This window comes from Desemzia sp. FAM 23990, from assembly GCF_045528485.1.
In the GTDB taxonomy this organism is placed as follows: domain Bacteria; phylum Bacillota; class Bacilli; order Lactobacillales; family Carnobacteriaceae; genus Desemzia.
The window spans coordinates 121,731-140,635 of record NZ_JBGQQW010000003.1; the positions used below are offsets into that span (position 1 = coordinate 121,731).

Consider the following 18,905-nt stretch of genomic DNA (forward strand, 5'->3'; position numbering starts at 1 on the left):
AATCGCTATTCTTCATCATGAAGATTACTTCCTTGATGTTCAATCGCTATTCTTCATCATGAAGATTACTTCCTTGATGTTCAATCGCTATTCTTCATCATGAAGATTACTTCCTTGATGTTCAAACACCTTTATTCATCATGCAGGTTACTTCCTTGATGTTCTACACCTAAAATGGATGAGAAATACTGTTTCTTCGTTCATCATGCAGCTTAAATACTTCATTAAACTTTACTTTGCCATAAAAAAAGGCCCCAAAAAACTTAGATGTTACTCTAACTTTTGGGAGCCATTACCCTTGAGCCAAAAACTATGGCTCAAAGCTTGTCAGCATGGTATGTGCAGCAAAGAACACACTGCATTCTTTTTGTGACTATTACTTACGTCAAATAGTGGAGAACCAGCTGCTGAACAGTCTACCTTTTCCGTTTCATCGTCAAATAACTATGGTATACCGCTGAAAAAATTGCAAAACAGATACCTGCAATGGGAAAAATGATCCATGCTGTTCCCCAAGCATCAAATAGAAAACCGGATATGACATAGATTCCACCTGCTATGGGAAATACGATCCCCGCAATATTTTCAGAAGTTTTTTCTACTTTTAATTTTTCAGGAGTGTAGTCTCCTTCTGCAAGCAGCCTTTCATAGGTAGCATACTGAATGCCGTAGAAAACAAACAGAAACACTCCAGCAGCTACAAAACTCAGCAAGAAAACAACCGCTAACCCATTTTCATCTCCTAAAAAAAGAGTAGCAATCAATAAGGATACCGGAGCTAAAATACATAAGACGACTCCTGAAGCAATTGCTTTGGCAAATCTAGGCTGAAACTCCGTCTTCTCTCTTTGCAAATAGTTCCGAATGGATCGTTCCAATGTAATCGAACGGTATTCCAGTTTATATTGGTCTTCTTTCATTCCTAACACAATAAACATCCCCACTGCAATGGCGATCATCAAGAAAAAAGGAATCAAAGATAGAACGCTCATGGTATCTTCAGATATAAATTGAAGGAAGGGAACCAAATGATATATCCCTTGTAAAAGCAGCAATATTGCTGGGGCTAAGATACATAGAAAAACGCCTAAAGCAATTCCCATCGCAAATTTGGTACGATGATTTAAGAATGCGTCTGCTTCTTCTTCCGAAAAGTAAATCACATCATTATTTTCATCTTCCAGTTCCAATTCGTACTCCTCTATGATCTCATCAATATTCCCAAAGTCAGCCAGAACTGTTCCAATAGCCTCATTTTCACTCCGACCCGACTCTTTCAATTCAAAATATTTATCTTCCATATTGCTGAGCATTTCTTCTTTTAGTCTCATCATTTCAGGAGTCCTTGGCAAATTGACAAAAACCGACTCTACATAATTTTGTATCGTATCCATTACTTTTTCTCCTCCTTAATAAACCTTTGAATGATGGTCTGAACTGCTTCCCATTCCACCAGTTTTTCAAAATATTCTTCGATACCAAGAGGGGTGATTTTGTAATACGTGCGCGGCTTTCCTTTTGTTTCGGATTTAGAATAAGACTGAATCAACGCTTGCTTTTCCAGACGATTAAACGCAGAATACAACGTCGTTTCTTTCATCATATATTCACCATCGGTCTTCTCTTTTATCAAATTTGAGATTTGATAACCATAATTATCCTCCTTCATCAAAATAGACAAAATAATCAAACTATTAAATCCCCGCATGACATCACTTGTAACCAAAACCTCACCTCATTTACTTCATCTGTCGTAGTAATTAAAGTATATCATGATTACTACGACAGGTATAGTAAAAAGGGACAGCAAATAAAAAAACTTTCACCATAGAATCTGGTGGAGTTGAAACTTTAAGTACGATACAATTGATTCATCTGATAGGAACTGTCCTTAATACATGGAACTTTTCCTTCTAACTAAAAGGAGCGGCTATTATGACAAAATTATTTATGTTGCATGGTGTAAACCATAATTTATTCGGGAAACGTGATCCAAAACAGTATGGCATGACTACCCTTGATGAAATCAATGAAAATATTCAAGAATTAGCGAACGAGTTAAGTATTGAAGTCGAAACTTTCCAAACAAACCATGAAGGCGAAATGGTGGAAAAAATACACGAAGCCTTTTTGACCGGAGCTGACGGAGTGGTCCTGAACGCTGGTGCTTGGACACATTACAGCTACGCTATCCGTGATGCATTAGATGTATTGACTGTCCCTATCGTAGAAATACATATGTCCAATATTCATTCTCGCGAAGAATTCCGTAAAAAATCCGTCTTTTCCGATATCGTAACAGGACAGATTTCGGGCTTTGGAGCAGAAAGTTATCTTTTGGGTATCCGAGCAGCTGTTGCAGCTGCTCAAAAATAGACCCCTTATTTTTGAGTACCTGAGACAGGCTACTGATAAAGTTCGTTGCTTTATCAAAACTATTCGTCAAAAAAGGAGGACTGTCTCGAAAATGAGACAATCCTCCTTTTTTGTTTACGGCATACTTTCTACAATGAATTGGATAAACGCTGAGATGACGATCCAGCCAATCGACAGCAAGGAGAGGCAAAAAATACTGACTAAGATCATTTTGCTCTTCTTTTCAGCGGGAATACTAAAAACGGAAAAGGCAACCATAAATAACCCTAAACAACTGGTAAGCAACGTTAAACTAATGGCTATGTTCCCATAATCCCCCAACTGTGTTTGCATCACTAAAAAGATAAACGTTACCGCTTGGATCCCTAAAAAAATTTCTTGAGTCCATCTTGTTCTTATTTTAATCATCCAGCATTCTAACTCCCTGTAACTATCCTTTTAATTCAAATGTGAACTCAAATCAATAATTCGATCTACTGATTCATTCAAGTATTGAATAGTGTCATCTAAGGGTTTTGAAGTAGTGATATCTACTCCGGCAACAGCTGCAGCTTCAGCAGATGTGTATTGATCTCCTAATGCTAAGAATTTCAACCAATCTTGGACAGCACTCTCTCCCTCTTCTTTGACACGCAAGAAGGCTTGAGTAGCAATTGTCAATCCTGCTGAGTAAGTGTATGAATACAAGCCCATGTAATAGTGGACTTGACGCATCCAAGTCAATTCTGCTCCTGGATTGATTTCTACTGCATCTCCCCAGAATCGTTCCAATACAGAACGCTTGATATCACTCAATTTGGCTGCATCAAAGCTCTTTCCTGCATCGATCAATTCGTATACTTCGCGTTGGTAAGCAGCTTCCAGCAAATGAGTGATAAAGTTGTGGAAATAGGTGTTCGTCAGCATTTTAGTCAATACAAAACGATCCATACGATCATCATCGCTCTTGCGTTGCAAGGATTCTGTCAGCAACAATTCATTAAAAGTAGATGGCGCTTCAATCAAATACAATGAAGGATCTGCTCCTAAAATCGAATTGTTTTCAGCAGACAACATCCCTTGTCCAGCATGTCCCAATTCGTGAATCAACGTGTAAGCATCTGATAATTGGTTGGTCCAAGACATCAAAATGAAAGGGTGCTTTTTGTAAGGTGAAGAACAGAATCCACCCGTAGACTTCCCTTTATTTTGCACAAAATCTACCCAGCGTTCTGGATAAGCTTTCATGATACGATTAACATAGTCTTCCCCTAGAACACTGATGGAATCTTCGATCAATTCTTTAGACTTTTCAACAGTTACTTCCACAGAATACTCGGGGTCTAAATCAATTTTCAAATCGGCATAAGTCATTTTATCTAAGCCGCGTACTTCTTTGACATGAGTGATGTATTTTTGCATGACAGGCGCTAAGTCGTTCATGATAGTATCGATTTGGCGATTGTATAAATCGCGGTCGACTTCTTGATCATACAATAAATAGTCAATCACAGAATCAAAACCGCGCATCGAAGCCATTGTTTTTTCTTTTTGAACTTCTGTGTAATACGTTGTCGCGATAGTATTTTGGTATTGGCTCAATACTTGCGAGAATTTATCAAATGCAGCACGGCGAATAGCTGTGTCATCATGGTACATATAGTAATCTTCGTATAACACAAAACTTAATGGATACTCTTTCCCTTCTACAGTGAAAGAACCAAAGTCCATATCGGCCAATCGCGCTTGTTCGTAAATTTCACTTGGTGCATTTAACGTTGGCGACAATTGAGCCAACGCTTTTTCTACAGCGGGATCCAATTGAATGTTTTTGTCTGCTTTAATATGGCGAATAAATGAAGCCAATCGAGGTATTTCTGCAACAACTTCATCTAACACATTCGTTGGTGCCAGTTTTAATTCAGAATCAAAAAAGGCTAATTTAGCTCCGATTTCTGCAAATAAGTTGTCTGTCGACCGAGACAACTGCACATACTCTGGATTCGTTAAATCAGTAGTTGCCGGCAAAAATGCATAGTGATTAGTATATGCAGCTGTTTCTTGAATCTGTTCATACTCTTTTAAAGCCTTCACTATAGTGTCAGTATCCGTCAGTTTGCCTTCATAATCTTGGACAAATTTATCTACTGCTGCTTTTAATTTTTCAATTGCTGTTTCAAAATCTTCTTTTGTTTCATATAATGCACTGATGTCCCAAGTCAATTCTTCTTGCACATCTGCACGATTTTTCAGTTCTTCTTGTGCCATTCCGTCTACTCCTTTTTCTGCCTTCTCATTAAGATGAGAAGTTTTTCATTTACTGCTTACAGTATACCACTTACTTTTAGAAGTAAAACCCTTTCTGGTGAAATTTGTACTCGTTTTTTCTTTGCATAACAAATGATATCTTTTTACATTTTTATCCCACTAGTGCTACACTCAGCTTGAACACCATCGTTTAATTTCATCCGATTACTATATCCCATTCTCTGTTCTTACTCATGCCTATTTATTAAGGAGGATGATTCAATGAATTCTCAAGGAACCAAAGATTCCCTACCTTTTCCTAAATCTTTTTGGACAGCTCAGCAAGCTACTCCTCAATTTCCAGCCTTAGAAGAAAATCATACTACTGAAATCGGTATTGTCGGTGCTGGGATAGTCGGCATTATCAGCGCATATCTGTTAGCAAAGTCTGGCAAGAAAGTTGTCCTCATTGAAGCTGATCGTTTAATCAGCGGGGTAACTGGACATACAACTGCAAAAATTACCGCTCAGCATAGCTTGATTTATGATGACTTGATTCAGACCTTTGGCAAAGAAAAAGCTAAACTTTATTATGAAGCAAATATTGATGGTTTGCATTTTATCCAACAACTCATCGAAGAGCTGCAGATTGATTGTGCTTATGAAACAAAAGATGCTTTTGTATACGCAGAAACGGATAAGGGTCAAAAAAAACTGGAAAAGGAAGCTGAAGCTTACCAGACTTTAGGGATTAAAGGAGCATTAACCAAAGATAAAGCAGACTTGCCTTTCCCTATCAAAGAAGCATTAGTGATGTACGACCAAGCTCAATTTGGTCCGGTTCGTTTTTTAACGGTGTTGGTCCAAGAAATTGTGCGCTTAGGCGGACAAATTTATGAACACACGCGTGCTGTAGAAGTCATTAAAGAAAAGACACCTATGATTTTAACCGAAAACAACTCTCTTATACTCTGTCAAAAAGTTATTCTGGCCACTCATTACCCAATCAATGATGCAGACGGCTTATATTTTACGCGCCTCTCCATCCATCGTTCTTACGCGATGGTGATGCGCACTGCTAGTAAAATTCCTGAAGGCATGTACATCAACGCAGAACAGCCGACGCGTTCGATCCGTTCTGTTCAAGGCGCTGACGGTATCCCTCTTTTATTGATTGGCGGTGAAGGACATCAAACCGGTAAAAGCTCCAGCAAAACGATTTTTCATTACCAAGATTTGGACGCTTTTGGCAAAAAGTATTTTGCTGCGCAAAGCCCTCTTCATCTTTGGTCTAGTCAAGATCTGCAAACACTAGATAAACTCCCTTATATTGGACAGATGACGAAGCAAACCGAGGCTGTATTAGTAGCTACAGGATTCAATAAATGGGGCATGTCTGCAGGAGCTATGGCCGGAAAACTGTTAGCAGACTCTATTTTAGGTACAGAAAACAGTTATGCTTCTCTTTTTGACCCTACTCGTAAAAAATTGAAACTTAGCGATACTCAAACCTTCTTGAAAAAGAATTCAGCTGTCGCAAAAGATTTTGTTACCGGCAAATTAAAACGTCCGGATAAAAATTTAGAAGACCTTTTACTAGATGAAGGCGGCCTAGTTCATGTACATGGAAAGAAAGTGGGCGCCTATCGAGATAAACAAGGTCAGCTGCATCAAACCGTTCCAGTCTGCACTCACTTAGGCTGCAACCTTGATTGGAATGATGCAGAACGTTCATGGGATTGCGCTTGTCATGGTTCGCGCTTTTCTTATAACGGAGCTGTCTTAGATGGGCCAGCTGTAAAACCGTTAGAACACCCCGATTCGCAAATGTAAACCATATCAGTGAATGATTTTTGGACTGTCTTGATTCGAGACAGTCCTTTATGGGTAATTCCCCTTATATGATGACTATTTTGTGAAAAAAATTCATATTCTAACAAACCTGACGGCTATCCTTATTGAAAATGATAAGCATTTATTTTAAAATGAAATCAACCACTTATTGTGAATAACGTAACGAATGAGTATATCATTCTAATTTGAAAGGTTGAAAACAATGAAAAAAATCAATCTCAATGAAACGGTCTATCAATTAATTCAACAATACCCTGAGTTAAAAGGTATTTTGGTCCAACTAGGATTTACTCCTCTACAAAATGACGGCTTATTGAATACAGTTGGTCGAATGATGCCTTTAAATAAAGGTGCGGAACAAATCGGTTTAAATCATGCTGACTTGATTGCTCAATTGGAAGAACATGGTTTTAGTGTTGAGGAGATTGCCTAATGACAGAAAATCCCCATAAAGGAAAAAGAGCCCTTGAATTAGAACAGAGGCAATCTATTTTGAAAGATTTGCTTTTAAGATTGCATGCTGGCGAAGACAAAGATTTGGTAAAGAAAGATTTTGAAGAACATTTTTCTGGTATCAGTGCCTTTGAAATCTCGGTTATGGAACGCAGATTGCTTGGGGAAGGTGTTGTCGTAGAAGATATTCAAAAATTATGCAATATCCATGCTTCTATGTTTATCGGAACCATCAACAATCCAGAAAATCAATCAGATGAATTTAAGAAACCTGGGCATCCCATCCATGTCCTAAAACAAGAAAATTTAGCGATCGAAAGCAGTTTGGATCGCATTCGTCGTTTACTGGAAGCGTATCTTCTGCAACCAGAAGCAGAGATTAAAGACGGGTTATTGAAGCAACTGTCTATTCTTTGGCAGTTTGACAATCATTATGCGCGCAAGGAAAACTCTCTGTTTCCGATTATGGAGCGTTACGGTATCACAGCTCCTCCTAAAGTCATGTGGGGAGTAGACGACGAAATTCGCGCTCTATTTAAACAAGTGAAACAGTCACTTGAACAAGATCAACTAGATCATTTGCAAGAAGAATTCGCGTCCTTAAAATACGAGTTGGAAGAAATGATTGTCAAAGAAGAAGAAATTTTGATTCCTATGATTACAGATGTCTTTAATGAAGATGATTGGATCAAAATCAATGACGAATCAGATGAAATCGGCTATTGCATTGTTCGTCCAGAATCTAAATGGGTTCCTGAGCGGACTACATTTGAAGATATAGAAGATTCAGAAGTCGAAACAAGTGAAAAAGACACCAATATTCACTTTAAAGTTGGACATTTGACACCGAATGAATTGGAAAAAATGCTGAACTTGCTTCCGCTTGAATTATCTTTTGTAGATGCTAATGATACGGTGAAATACTTTAATGTCGGTACCGGCAGAAAGCTTTTTCCGCGTACTAAAAACGCTATCGGGCGACAAGTAGAAAATTGTCATCCTCCTAAAAGCCAACCTATCGTAAAACAATTAATAGCTGACTTCAAAACTGGTACAAAGGATTCAGAGACACTCTGGTTCCATGCTCGAGGCGAATTCGTTATGGTCACCTACACAGCTGTCAGAGATGAAGACGGTACTTACATGGGGACTTTAGAATACGTCCAGCCTATTCAATCGATTATTGACTTAGACGGAACAGAACGAAGAACTATTGAAGATTAAAGAGCTGGGAACACGGCATACAGCTTACCGAAAAAAACTTGAATGACTAGAGCTAGATGCTTCTCATCTAACTCTAGTCGTTTTGCTTTTAGGGGCGTGCACTTCTTAGTACGATGCGTCTAAAAAAGTAACCAGCAAGGTATTTAGCCTAAAATAAGTTGGAACAAAAGCAACTAGTTTCCTTCTCACTGCAAAATGACACATTAACGGTTCTTTATTAGTCAAGTGATACCTGTTCTACCACTCACTTGACTAATAAACTCACTTTATTAGTCAAGTGACGAGTCATTCTGCCCTCACTCAACTAGTAAACCTGTTTTATTCTTCAAGTGACAGTCAATTTAATGCTCACTTGATCCGTAAACGGATGGATTTAACAAAAGTAAACCAATAAAAAAAGTACACCCCTGCTACTGATCATTTTCAGTAACAGAGGTGTACTTTTCGAACCTCTTTATCTATCAATCTTATCAACCACAATAGAAGGAATCGTTATTTCTCCTCCCATGGTAGATTCATATGTTAAAAGCCCCATTGAAATACCAGAAAGTGTTACATAATCATCTTCTAATAAACGATTATTATTAGTTAAATCAGACGAAATTTCAGCATAAATAATTTTATCGTAATCATCATCCACAGCAAATCTAATTTGAGTCGTGCCCTCTCCTTCCATTACTTGCACAACTTTACCTGAGAACTTCACTTTTTTATAAAAATAATCATCTGGTGTCCGAGCTAATTGATCAAAAGTTATTCCTGTTTCATATCCTTTAGCTTCTTCAGCCTCTATTCTTGCTAGTTCATCTTCTTCTTCTTGTTTTTTCTTCGCTGCTTCTGCTTCTGCTTTTGCTTTCTTTTCTTCTGCTGCAGCTTTTTCTTCCGCTTCTTTTTTAGCTTTTTCTTCTGCTTCTTTCTTTTTTAACTCAGCATTTTTTGCATCTGCTTCTGCTTTTTTTGCGTCTGCTTCCGATTTTTCTAGTTCTTCATAGGGAGTCATTTTTTCTTTATATGCTTCATACTCCGTTTTTAATAGACTTAATTTTTTATTATTTGCTTCTAATTCGTTATTTTCTGACTCTAATACATTGTAAGAAGCATTCTTACTATTAATTTTCTTTTGTAAATCTGAAATCTGCATACTCAACTCATCTTGACGTGCATTAGCAGAATCAATTGTCACGATAAAAGAGAGAATAAAAAATACAATTAGAACTGCTGCACTTATTTTCATTCTCTTTTTTAATTGTGCCTTCTTTTCGTCTGGCATATTCTTTGATGCTTTTTTAGTTATTTCTCCTAAATAACTAAAAATTCGATGAGCTATTTTTTTTACTTTATCTACCATAATTCTCCACTCCTCCTGATAACAAACGTTTTCATAACGTATATAATTATACCTTTAAAAATAGTTTTTGTTCTAAATTTAAATCATTTTTTTAGTAGAACCTTCTAATTACGCTTACCATTGACACATTTCATTCAAACCTATATTTAACTCTAAAGAAGCTATTTCATCATGTTTTCTTCTCTTTTTATCCGTTCTTTCAACAAACTCAATTCCTCAAAATTATAAGAAAACTGTCTACTCAACTTGATTAAAAAGAAAAAAGCTCTTCGTACAGATGTCAGAGATGACAATGGTACTTACATGAGACTTGGTTTATCCGAATCAGACCCTTCTGCTTACTTACTTTTTATGCTATAATTATTTCTTACAAGGACGTTTTCATAGGAGCCGTTTTCTTATTCTCTTGCATGTAGCTTTTCTGTCGTTTAACTTTCCTTTTTTACAAGAGAAGAACGATAATTATTTTCTATTGAGTAAAGTCCGTTTCTTAGAAAACACTACAGAAGGAGACCATAAGTATATGAAAAAAACTTTCACATTAACAACCTTATTATCGCTTGCCACATTAGCTGTTTTAAGTGCTTGCAGCAACGGTTCCAATCAAGATCAACCAGCTTCTCAAGATGCCGAACAAGTCTTGAATTTAGCTGCTGAATCGGAAATGGACACCATGGATACCACTCTTTCCACAACAAACTTCACTCCGATGAACAATGTTTTTGAGGGATTGACTGCGTATGATCTTGAAGGCAAGATCGTTCCTGCAAATGCAGCAGAGCTTCCTGAAGTATCTGAAGATGGACTGACCTACACATTCAATATACGAGAGGATGCAAATTGGTCGAGCGGAACACCTGTCACTGCAGACGATTACGTGTTTGCTTGGCAACGGATGGTCGATCCCAATAATGGCTCAGGATATGCCTACCTATTCTCCGGTATCATCAAGAATGCCGAATCCATTTTGAATGATGGAACTGATGTTAGTGAATTAGGCGTTACAGCCATCGATGAAAAAACATTAGAAGTAACGTTAGAACAACCGGTTCCTTACTTCCTTGATTTATTGACTATTCCTAGTTACTTCCCACAAAATCGGGAGTTTGTGACGGAGCAAGGAGACAATTATGGGTTGAGCGCTGATGAGACGATCTATAATGGTCCTTTCGTCCTTTCAGACTGGAGCGCTGCAGAAGGCGATTCTTGGAAATATGTGAAAAATGACGAATATTGGGATAAAGACTCCGTTAAACTAGATGAAATCACTAACCAAGTGGTAAAAGAAGTGGGAACGGGCATCAACTTATTTGAATCCGGAGAACTGGACAGTATCGATATTTCCGGTAATTTTGTTCCTCAATACAAGGATGATGCCAATTTTAAAACGAACAGCAAAGCATGGATCTATTATATTGAAATGAATCATGATGTGCCAGAATTGCAAAACGAGAATATCCGCAAAGCTATATCTCTAGCAATCAATCGCGAAGCATTCACGAACAATGTTCTGCAAGACGGCTCTCAACCGATTTATGGTCACGTGCCTTATGGACTAGCCAAAAACCCTGAAACCGGTGCTGATTTTCGTACTGATGCCGGAAACCCTGTAGAATACAATGTTGAAGAAGCTCAAGCAGCTTGGCAAGCCGGCTTAGACGAACTAGGCATTCAAACAATGACGTTTGAGTTGATTACTTCGGATACTGAAGACAGCAAACGATTAGCAGAATTCCTTCAAAGTGAATTGCAAACCAACTTAGAAGGTTTGACCATCGACATTCGTCAAATGCCGGACAACTCGCGTCTGGATAGTGTCAAATCTGGAAATTATGAATTAGCTACGACTTATTGGTTGGCAGATTTCGCTGATCCTATCAACTTTATTGAACGCTTTGATACAGATATCAACCGCGGAAACTACTCGTTCCCTGAAATTGATGAACTGGTCGAAAAAAGCACGCAACAATTCGATAATAAACTAGCTCGATGGAACACAATGATCGAAATCGAACAAGTCGCTTTAGGTGAACGTTATGTAGATGCTCCTATTTACCAAACCGCAGAAGCGTATTTGGAAAAACCATATGTCAAAGACATCTTCCGACCAACTTTTGGAAGCCGCAGCTTCAAATATGCATACATTGACGGTTCAAAAGAATAACTCATTAAAAACAGCGTTGATCGTGTTCAAACATGACCAACGCTGTTTTTTTAGTTTACAACATTTTTTTCCTGATTGATTTTTTTCTGCAATCGGTTCAACTCATCGAAAATTTCCGCGAATTGACGGCTCAATTTGCGGTACAAAGGAAAAATGTCTTTATACACAGCACTTTCGTGTGCATTTGGCTTGTGCTGTACCTGCAAGCCACTCATCATACCAGCACCCTTTCGAGCGCCGTTGGTTCCATCGTGTCGTATCTATAAGTTGGTAATTCTTATTTAGCAAGTTTAAATCGAACTTGTACCCCCATTTTGTCTAAATCAGTCAATCTTATTTCCATTCTTCAACAAAAAACGACGAGAAAAGAATAGTTTTTCTTTTCTCGCCGACTTCATAATCATTTACTTATTCTAATTCTGGCCAGTATTCTTTGTTTGCTTCTATCATATCATCTAATATTTCTTTTGCCACAGCTGCATTTGGAACAATTTTAGAAGTAGCAAATGCTTGCCATAGTTTTTGATAAGATTTTTCAATCCAAGCTTCAACAACTAATTTTTCAACAGCAACTTGCTGTTCCATTAAACCTTTTTGAAATCTAGGAATTTCTCCTTGTGTTAGTGGTTCAGGGCCATTCGATCCTACTATACAAGGAATTTCTACCATAGCTGAGGGGTCAAAGTTTACAATTGAACCATTATTAGGAACAATCAACAACATTCTTTCATGTGTGTTATATGCAATAGCTCTAGTTAAGTCAACAATATAAGAAGCATGATCCCCAATATGAAAATTAGTATCTTTAGCTGTCTTCATATCTGTAATACGCATACATTCTCCGAAGACACGTTTTTCTCTTCCGTCAATTACCTCATTGGCTCTTGTGTAATTTAAATCAGAATGTTCCGCAGCTTCATCTGGGAAAAAGTAATATTTAAGATAAGTGTTTGGTAACGTGTTTGGATCTAATTCGTAAACATCTTTTGCTTTTCTGAAAGTATACATCCAGCTTGGGTCATTTTCTTTAGGATCACTTCCTAAAGCTTCTAAACTATAACCATTTTGAGAAATGTATTCTTTTAATTTAGGCATCAAATCATGGCCATCTTTATCACGAATATCTGTCCACCAGCCAAAATGATTCAACCCATAATAACGAACACTCATATCTTTTCTAGAATTTAATCCTAAAATTTTTGCCATTCTGCTTTCTAAACCAATTGGCATGTCACAAATGTTCAAAATTTTAGCATTTGGTCTTAATCTTCTTGTTGCTTCTGCCACAATTGCTGCTGGGTTAGAGTAGTTTAACATCCAAGCATCTGGTGAATATTTTTCCATATAGTCTACTAACTCAAGTACCCCTCCAATTGAGCGCATCCCATAAGCGATCCCACCTGGTCCACAAGTTTCTTGTCCAATGACACCGTATTTCAAAGGGATTTTTTCATCTTGTTCTCTCATTTCATAAAGACCTACTCGAATATGTGCCATAACAAAATCAACATCGGTAAAAGCCTCTTTTGGATCCGTTGTTGCCACATATTCAATATCAGGAGCTTTTTCTTTTAAAATAATTTCTACTGCATCTGCTACTATTTTTTGTCTTTCAGCATTGTTATCGTATATTTTTAATTTTCGGATTGGTAATGTATCTGTATTATCTAATAACATTAAAATGATTTCAGGAGTATAAGTGCTTCCCCCTCCTGCAATAACAATAGATTGAGGTTTTAAATTTTTAGCCATTTGTATATCTTTCCTTTCTTATTAACTGATTGCTTTATTTATAACATCTCCTAATAACCCTTACAATATAACTAGCTGATTTAGGGAACAAACACCCTTTTTCGAAAATGCTCCCAAATTTAGGGAATATTCCCTGTACATTTTTTCAAGACTTATTACTGTGTTATTCCTGGTTCAAAAGTAAATTATCTACTTGGTCTCTCACTTGAGGTACATCTAGTCCTACAATGACTTGTATAGAATTTCCCTTTTTGACTAGTCCATGCGCTCCTACTTCTTTAAAATCAGAATCTGAAGCAAGTAAACTAGTATATTTTACTTTTACTCTTAAACGAGTAGCACAATTAGTTACACTTTCAATATTATCTCTGCCACCAAGAGCTTCTAGATATTGCATTGCTTGAGGCGTATATTGATTAGCTCCTTCAACTGATGGTACGGATGCTGTCTTTCCTGCTTTTCCATTCGCCATTTTATCTTTAAATTCTTTTTTAGAGTACATTTTTACTTCATCATCTAGTTCTCTACCTGGAGTTTTATAATCAAATTTCAGGATAAAGTATCTGAAAGAGAAGAAATAAATTGTGCTGAATGTAAGTCCTACCCCTAGCCAAATTAAGATTTGATCCATATGATTAGCCGACATAGGGATAATGAATTGTGCTATGGAACGTATTAAACCACCACCCATATCACTTGAGAGACCTAGCATATAAGCTGTAGAAGATAATCTTGCAGCTAATACAGAATGTAACAAGAAAAGCGGCGGTGCGATAAATAAAAATGTAAATTCAATAGGTTCTGTTATTCCCGCTAAAACAGCAGTAAGAGTTACAGGTATGACTAAAGCTAAAGTTTTTTTCTTTTTATCAGAGTTAGCTGTTGCATAAAAAGCAGCAGCGATGCCAAGAGGAGCAAAAATTTTCGAATAATTGTGGAATGTAAACCCTGCTTCTGGAAACAGCTCTTTCATTGAAGCAGTGGAAGAAGCAAAAGTACTTAAATTTTCTAACCAGTAGGCTGTTGTTCCACCTTCGACAATTGCTGGTCCATAAGCAAATGGTTGATATATGAAATGATGCAACCCAGTGGGGATTAGCAATATCTCTAGGAAGACATATAACCAAACTCCAAAGGTTCCTGAAGACGATAAGAAAGTTTGTAAGGAGCTGATTCCTCCTTGTATCATTGGCCAAATCCAACTCACTAATATAGCTATAGGAATCATCAAGAAAAAGCCAATAATAATCACTAAAGCAGAACCCTGAAAAATACCTAGCCAATCAGGTAGTTTTGTCTCAAAATAGCGATCGTGTATCCAGACTGCTATACCTGCTATAACAATAGCACCAACTATATTAGTATCTAAAGTTTTGATACCAGCAATCATGGTTAATCCGCTTTCTCCTCCTACTTCCTGAGAAAAATCTACATTAAATGTAGAACCGAAGAATTCGATCATTCCACTTACAAAAGTATTAAACGTTAAATAAATAGTTAATGATTCCAAAGCTGCTCGAGCATTTGCTTTTTTTGCAAGACCAATAGGCAGTCCTATGACAAATAAAAGTTCCATATGATCAAAAACAACCCAAGCTCCACCTTCTAATACTTCCCAAACTCTAGTCCATACTGTTCCTTCTGCTGCTAGACTTCCAATGATAAGCTCGTTCGTAGCTAACGTTGAGAGGGCTATCATTATTCCAGCAAACGCAAACAGTAATACAGGAGTAAACATTGCTCCACCAAATCGCTGTAATTTTTCCATCATGGTTTTTTATCTCCTTTTCTTTTCATTGATACAATTATTTTATACCATTATAAAAGCGCTTTCTCAACAGGGTTTAAAAACAAAGGGAAGCAATCTCCAACTATGGAAATGTTACCATTAATTGGGAAGCTTCCCTGTTTTGCTTATGCTATTATTTTTCTACTTTTATAATAAGTTTTCATATGTTATGTATTCTCGATATAACATATCTAATACTATATTTACCGTTACAAAAGTCTTTTTCGAAGTATTTTCGCGATGTTTATCATAAATTTCAGAGCTTTGAAAATACAAGTTATAATCTGTTTTAGAAGCTAAATCATTGTTTTTAAATTCTGTAATAGATAAAATAGGAATTTTGTTTAAAGATAATAATTTTGTAATTTCAGACAATCCTGTCCCATCTCCACTTTTCGATAGAATAATCACTAAATCATTTGAAGTCATTTCAGATAGCAACAATTTTAATTCTGTTTTAGATTGAAGCATCATACTATTTTTACCACTTAATATAAAATTTCGGTTCAAGTCATTTAATGCGTTTAATTGTGCCCATCCAGTCCCATAACTATATACTCTTTTAGAGTGATAAATCTTTTCAACAATCATTTTTACATCTGTTTGTTTAAATAACTTATAAGTCGTTTCTATATCATTTTTTAATTTTCCGATCATATCATCATGAGGATCACTGTGTATTTCACTACTTTGCTTAATACTGTATTTGAATTCCACAAATCCACTAAAACCTAATTTTTGTGTTAATCTAAGAATTGTAGATTTTGAAGTATGACAGACTTCAGCTAGTTTAGTGATACTGATATTTTGAGTTTCTTTTTTATTTTGTAATATATAGGAAACAATAGAAAGTTCATTTTCATTAAGTTGATCATAATTTTTATTAATAATAGCTTCAAGCTCCATATGTTTATTCATCCTCTTTCCAATATATTGTTTTATAATGGCACGATATCTATTACGAATAGTATATTACAAAACAACAATGCCAATTAAGCTCCTAAAGTAGCAATTTAATTTCTACTTTAAGGAGCTTAATTGATATCACTTAATTATAGTTTCAGTTATTGCAACCTTTTCCTGCAACAAGCCCAATTCCATAAAATTCTGTGAAAATTGACGGCTCAATTTGCGGTACAATGGAAAAATTTCTTTATACACAGCACTTTCGATTTCGTTTGGCTTATGCTGATGTTCAGAGCCGATCATTGATTTAACAACTTTTAAATCAGCAATCATCCCCGCACTCTTCAACCCTATCACTACGGCTCCTAAACAAGAGCTTTCATAACTTTCCGGCATAAAAACATCTTGCTGTACCACATCCGTTAAAAGTTGACGCCACACAGGAGACTGAGAGAACCCACCAGTCGCAATAATTTTATCCGGTCGGCCAGCTTGCTCGGTGATTTCATGTAATACATCGTAAATATTTAAACAAATTCCTTCCAATACTGCTCTTAAGAAATGCTTTTGCTTATGCATCAGATGAATCCCAAAAAACGATCCTCTAGCTTCTCCTTGCCATAACGGAGCGCGTTCGCCGTTTAAATAGGGGTGAAACAATAACCCGTTAGAACCAGCTGGAACAGAAGCAATCAGCTCCATCATATCACTGTATTCATCTGTATTTTCCTCTAAAAAAGCTGGATTAAAAAATTGATTTTTAGCCCAATCCATCACAACACCGCCATTGTTTATCGCTCCACCGACTACGTAGTGATTTTCATCCAGCACATAGCAAAAAGTTCGTTCATCTGTATCCAAATAAGGTTTTTCCGTCACCATTCTTACAGCTGCACTTGTGCCAATAGTGATAGCCACATTTTTTGGCTCAATTGCTCCAACACCTAAATTAGACAGGCAACCATCACTGCCTCCAAGCACAAATGGTGTTTGAGGATTCAGCCCAAGTTCCTGAGCAATTTCTTCTTTCATTCCACTTACCTGAGTAGTTGGAGTGACGGCGAGAGGCAGTTGTTCTGCTGTAATTCCGGCTTCTTTCAGCGCCATTGTATCCCATGATAAATCATGGATATTAAATAGACCCGTACTCGAGGCAACTGAATAATCAACCACATATTTGCCAAATAATTGATAAAAAACATACTCTTTTACTCCAATAAATTTAACAGCCTGTTGAAACACTTCTGGTTGTTGTTCTTTAAACCATATAATCTTGCATAAAGGAGACATAGGATGAATCGGTGTTCCGGTGCGTTGGTAAATATCTGATCCATTTCCTAATTTCAGCTCTTCAGCACAACGGTTAGCTCGGTTGTCTGCCCAAGTGATACTTCGAGTAAGAGGCTGATCGTTACCATCCATTAAAATCAAACTATGCATCGCACTTGAAAAGCTGACATTCACAATTTGTTCTGCAGGTATTTTACTGCTTACAATAACTTGTTTGATAGTACTCAATACTGCTTGATAGATAGCGCTTAATTCTTGTTCCGCAAATTCTGGTTTTTCCTTGATCAGCGGATAAAATTCATAAGCCGAATCCATTACCAGTCCATTTGCATGAAAAAGGACTGCTTTGGTACTGGTTGTCCCAATATCTACTCCAATCACATATTGACTCAAATCCACACTTCCTTTTTACTTTTTAATAACAGCATGTCCGCCAAATTCATTTCGTAATGCTGAAACAACTTTTCCAGCATATGTATCTTCTTGCATTGAACGATATCTCATCATCAGAGACATGGAAATCACCGGTGTCGGAACTTTCAACTCTAGACCTGTTTCAACTGTCCATTGTCCTTCACCAGAAGATTGCATAGCACCAGTCATTTCATCTAAATGACCATCTTTTTGGAAAGCTTGTTCTGCTAATTCCATTAACCAGCTGCGGATAACTGAACCATTGTTCCATACTTTTGCTACGTCCGCATTATCAAAATCAAAATCACTTTTTTCAACGAGTTCAAAACCTTCACCCATTGCTTGCATCATACCATATTCAACGCCGTTATGGACCATTTTCAAAAAGTGTCCGCTGCCTGATTTTCCAGTATACAAGTACCCATCTTCTACACAAATTTGTTGAATCACTGGCTCAATATAGCGAAAGGCTTCCTCATTTCCACCGATCATCATACAAGCTCCATTACGAGCTCCACTGGTTCCGCCAGATGTCCCTAAATCCATAAAATGCAGCCCTTTTTCTGCTGCGAGTTCTGCATGACGAATCGAATCTTTGTAATTCGAATTCCCGCCATCAATCAGAATATCTCCTTCTACCAGCAACTCCATTAATTGAATCAATACTGATTCTAATGGTTTTCCTGCTGGTACCATCATCCATATCACTTTGCGTTCCGTTTCTTTTGCCGTCAATTCTTTCAAGGTAGGAACAGTTTTTATTCCTGCATCCTCTGCTTGTTTGCGACTTGCTTCCATCACATCGTATCCTGTAACTTGGTGTCCTTTATCCAATAAATTTAAAGCGAGTTGGTAACCCATCTTTCCTAAACCGATTAATCCTATTTCCATCCGTCTCTCCACTCCCTATCTTTTTTTACTAGTCTATTATAACCAAAAAGAGCGAGAAAAGGAAATCACCTTTTCTCGCGTTTGTGTCAAATTTTTCTCGAGCGTCCTATTACTCCGCTAGTTTAGGCACTCTATTTTTGTACACTTGTCAGCTACCGCACGGCTCCGCCGCTTGCTGGCCCATCTTTTGGAAGAACGTTCCTAAAACCAGGAACCTT

The 18,905-nt window shown here is 37.1% G+C and carries 16 protein-coding genes; 5 read left to right on the forward strand and 11 right to left on the reverse strand.

What is annotated here, in order from left to right; genetic code table 11:
• Positions 1–416 precede the first annotated feature (416 nt).
• Together ACEN4I_RS02070 and ACEN4I_RS02075 are read right to left on the reverse strand one after the other, a co-directional pair.
• Entirely contained in the window at positions 417–1,394 is a 978-nt protein-coding gene (locus ACEN4I_RS02070; protein WP_407102028.1) for a permease prefix domain 1-containing protein, read from the reverse strand.
• On the reverse strand, positions 1,394–1,726 hold the full coding sequence (locus tag ACEN4I_RS02075; protein WP_407096198.1) for a PadR family transcriptional regulator: 333 nt from the start codon (positions 1,724–1,726) through the stop codon (positions 1,394–1,396). The genes ACEN4I_RS02070 and ACEN4I_RS02075 overlap by 1 nt, the downstream gene beginning before the upstream one ends.
• A gap of 209 nt (positions 1,727–1,935) precedes the next feature.
• Here ACEN4I_RS02075 and aroQ point away from each other — a divergent pair, with 209 nt between their 5' ends.
• Positions 1,936–2,376: a type II 3-dehydroquinate dehydratase gene (gene aroQ, locus ACEN4I_RS02080; protein WP_407096199.1), complete on the forward strand. Its 441-nt coding sequence runs from the start codon at positions 1,936–1,938 to the stop codon at positions 2,374–2,376.
• Between the two features lie 114 nt (positions 2,377–2,490).
• Here aroQ and ACEN4I_RS02085 read toward each other — a convergent pair whose 3' ends face one another.
• Both ACEN4I_RS02085 and pepF read right to left on the reverse strand, forming a co-directional pair.
• Positions 2,491–2,784 carry a hypothetical protein gene (locus ACEN4I_RS02085; RefSeq protein WP_407102029.1) on the reverse strand — a complete coding sequence of 98 codons (294 nt, stop codon included), beginning with the start codon at positions 2,782–2,784 and terminating at the stop codon, positions 2,491–2,493.
• Positions 2,785–2,814: 30 nt separating this feature from the next.
• Positions 2,815–4,623: an oligoendopeptidase F gene (gene pepF / locus ACEN4I_RS02090; RefSeq protein ID WP_407096201.1), complete on the reverse strand. Its 1,809-nt coding sequence runs from the start codon at positions 4,621–4,623 to the stop codon at positions 2,815–2,817.
• A 261-nt stretch (positions 4,624–4,884) separates the two neighbouring features.
• On the opposite strand from pepF, the gene ACEN4I_RS02095 reads away from it, so the two are divergent.
• The 3 genes from ACEN4I_RS02095 (at position 4,885) to ACEN4I_RS02105 (ending at position 8,133) form a co-directional block, all read left to right on the forward strand.
• Positions 4,885–6,435: an FAD-dependent oxidoreductase gene (locus ACEN4I_RS02095; protein ID WP_407102030.1), complete on the forward strand. Its 1,551-nt coding sequence runs from the start codon at positions 4,885–4,887 to the stop codon at positions 6,433–6,435.
• A 223-nt stretch (positions 6,436–6,658) separates the two neighbouring features.
• The gene (locus tag ACEN4I_RS02100) at positions 6,659–6,889 is read left to right on the forward strand and encodes a DUF1858 domain-containing protein (protein ID WP_407096203.1); all 231 of its coding nucleotides are present in this window, start codon (positions 6,659–6,661) and stop codon (positions 6,887–6,889) included.
• Positions 6,889–8,133: a DUF438 domain-containing protein gene (locus ACEN4I_RS02105; protein WP_407096204.1), complete on the forward strand. Its 1,245-nt coding sequence runs from the start codon at positions 6,889–6,891 to the stop codon at positions 8,131–8,133. The genes ACEN4I_RS02100 and ACEN4I_RS02105 overlap by 1 nt, the downstream gene beginning before the upstream one ends.
• Before the next feature lie 454 nt (positions 8,134–8,587).
• Here ACEN4I_RS02105 and ACEN4I_RS02110 read toward each other — a convergent pair whose 3' ends face one another.
• Entirely contained in the window at positions 8,588–9,481 is an 894-nt protein-coding gene (locus ACEN4I_RS02110; protein WP_407102031.1) for a hypothetical protein, read from the reverse strand.
• 523 nt (positions 9,482–10,004) lie between these two features.
• Between ACEN4I_RS02110 and ACEN4I_RS02115 the strand changes: the two genes are divergently transcribed.
• Positions 10,005–11,645 carry a peptide ABC transporter substrate-binding protein gene (locus tag ACEN4I_RS02115; RefSeq protein ID WP_407102032.1) on the forward strand — a complete coding sequence of 547 codons (1,641 nt, stop codon included), beginning with the start codon at positions 10,005–10,007 and terminating at the stop codon, positions 11,643–11,645.
• Between the two features lie 50 nt (positions 11,646–11,695).
• On the opposite strand, the gene ACEN4I_RS02120 is transcribed toward ACEN4I_RS02115, so the two are convergent.
• The 6 genes from ACEN4I_RS02120 to gnd all read right to left on the reverse strand — a co-directional run bounded on the left by ACEN4I_RS02120 (position 11,696) and on the right by gnd (position 18,687).
• The gene (locus tag ACEN4I_RS02120) at positions 11,696–11,863 is read right to left on the reverse strand and encodes a hypothetical protein (RefSeq protein WP_407127503.1); all 168 of its coding nucleotides are present in this window, start codon (positions 11,861–11,863) and stop codon (positions 11,696–11,698) included.
• Between the two features lie 190 nt (positions 11,864–12,053).
• Entirely contained in the window at positions 12,054–13,397 is a 1,344-nt protein-coding gene (locus tag ACEN4I_RS02125; RefSeq protein ID WP_407096208.1) for a 6-phospho-alpha-glucosidase, read from the reverse strand.
• Positions 13,398–13,560: 163 nt separating this feature from the next.
• On the reverse strand, positions 13,561–15,168 hold the full coding sequence (locus tag ACEN4I_RS02130) for an alpha-glucoside-specific PTS transporter subunit IIBC (RefSeq protein ID WP_407102034.1): 1,608 nt from the start codon (positions 15,166–15,168) through the stop codon (positions 13,561–13,563).
• Positions 15,169–15,333: 165 nt separating this feature from the next.
• Positions 15,334–16,092 (reverse strand): MurR/RpiR family transcriptional regulator, encoded by a 759-nt coding sequence (locus ACEN4I_RS02135; RefSeq protein WP_407102035.1) that lies wholly within the window; start codon positions 16,090–16,092, stop codon positions 15,334–15,336.
• A gap of 138 nt (positions 16,093–16,230) precedes the next feature.
• Positions 16,231–17,781, reverse strand: a complete 1,551-nt coding sequence (locus tag ACEN4I_RS02140) for a gluconokinase (protein WP_407097701.1) — start codon at positions 17,779–17,781, stop codon at positions 16,231–16,233.
• Positions 17,782–17,790: 9 nt separating this feature from the next.
• Positions 17,791–18,687, reverse strand: a complete 897-nt coding sequence (gene gnd / locus ACEN4I_RS02145) for a phosphogluconate dehydrogenase (NAD(+)-dependent, decarboxylating) (RefSeq protein ID WP_079650455.1) — start codon at positions 18,685–18,687, stop codon at positions 17,791–17,793.
• Between the last annotated feature and the right edge of the window lie 218 nt (positions 18,688–18,905).

Bases quoted from the DNA above. Each gene is read 5' to 3' on its own strand.
- ACEN4I_RS02070 (WP_407102028.1), bottom strand. From the start codon at position 1,394: ATGGATACGATACAAAATTATGTAGAGTCGGTTTTTGTCAATTTGCCA.
- aroQ (WP_407096199.1), top strand. From the start codon at position 1,936: ATGACAAAATTATTTATGTTGCATGGTGTAAACCATAATTTATTCGGG.
- ACEN4I_RS02085 (WP_407102029.1), bottom strand. From the start codon at position 2,784: ATGATTAAAATAAGAACAAGATGGACTCAAGAAATTTTTTTAGGGATC.
- pepF (WP_407096201.1), bottom strand. From the start codon at position 4,623: ATGGCACAAGAAGAACTGAAAAATCGTGCAGATGTGCAAGAAGAATTG.
- ACEN4I_RS02095 (WP_407102030.1), top strand. From the start codon at position 4,885: ATGAATTCTCAAGGAACCAAAGATTCCCTACCTTTTCCTAAATCTTTT.
- ACEN4I_RS02100 (WP_407096203.1), top strand. From the start codon at position 6,659: ATGAAAAAAATCAATCTCAATGAAACGGTCTATCAATTAATTCAACAA.
- ACEN4I_RS02105 (WP_407096204.1), top strand. From the start codon at position 6,889: ATGACAGAAAATCCCCATAAAGGAAAAAGAGCCCTTGAATTAGAACAG.
- ACEN4I_RS02110 (WP_407102031.1), bottom strand. From the start codon at position 9,481: ATGGTAGATAAAGTAAAAAAAATAGCTCATCGAATTTTTAGTTATTTA.
- ACEN4I_RS02115 (WP_407102032.1), top strand. From the start codon at position 10,005: ATGAAAAAAACTTTCACATTAACAACCTTATTATCGCTTGCCACATTA.
- ACEN4I_RS02120 (WP_407127503.1), bottom strand. From the start codon at position 11,863: ATGATGAGTGGCTTGCAGGTACAGCACAAGCCAAATGCACACGAAAGT.
- ACEN4I_RS02125 (WP_407096208.1), bottom strand. From the start codon at position 13,397: ATGGCTAAAAATTTAAAACCTCAATCTATTGTTATTGCAGGAGGGGGA.
- ACEN4I_RS02130 (WP_407102034.1), bottom strand. From the start codon at position 15,168: ATGATGGAAAAATTACAGCGATTTGGTGGAGCAATGTTTACTCCTGTA.
- ACEN4I_RS02135 (WP_407102035.1), bottom strand. From the start codon at position 16,092: ATGGAGCTTGAAGCTATTATTAATAAAAATTATGATCAACTTAATGAA.
- gnd (WP_079650455.1), bottom strand. From the start codon at position 18,687: ATGGAAATAGGATTAATCGGTTTAGGAAAGATGGGTTACCAACTCGCT.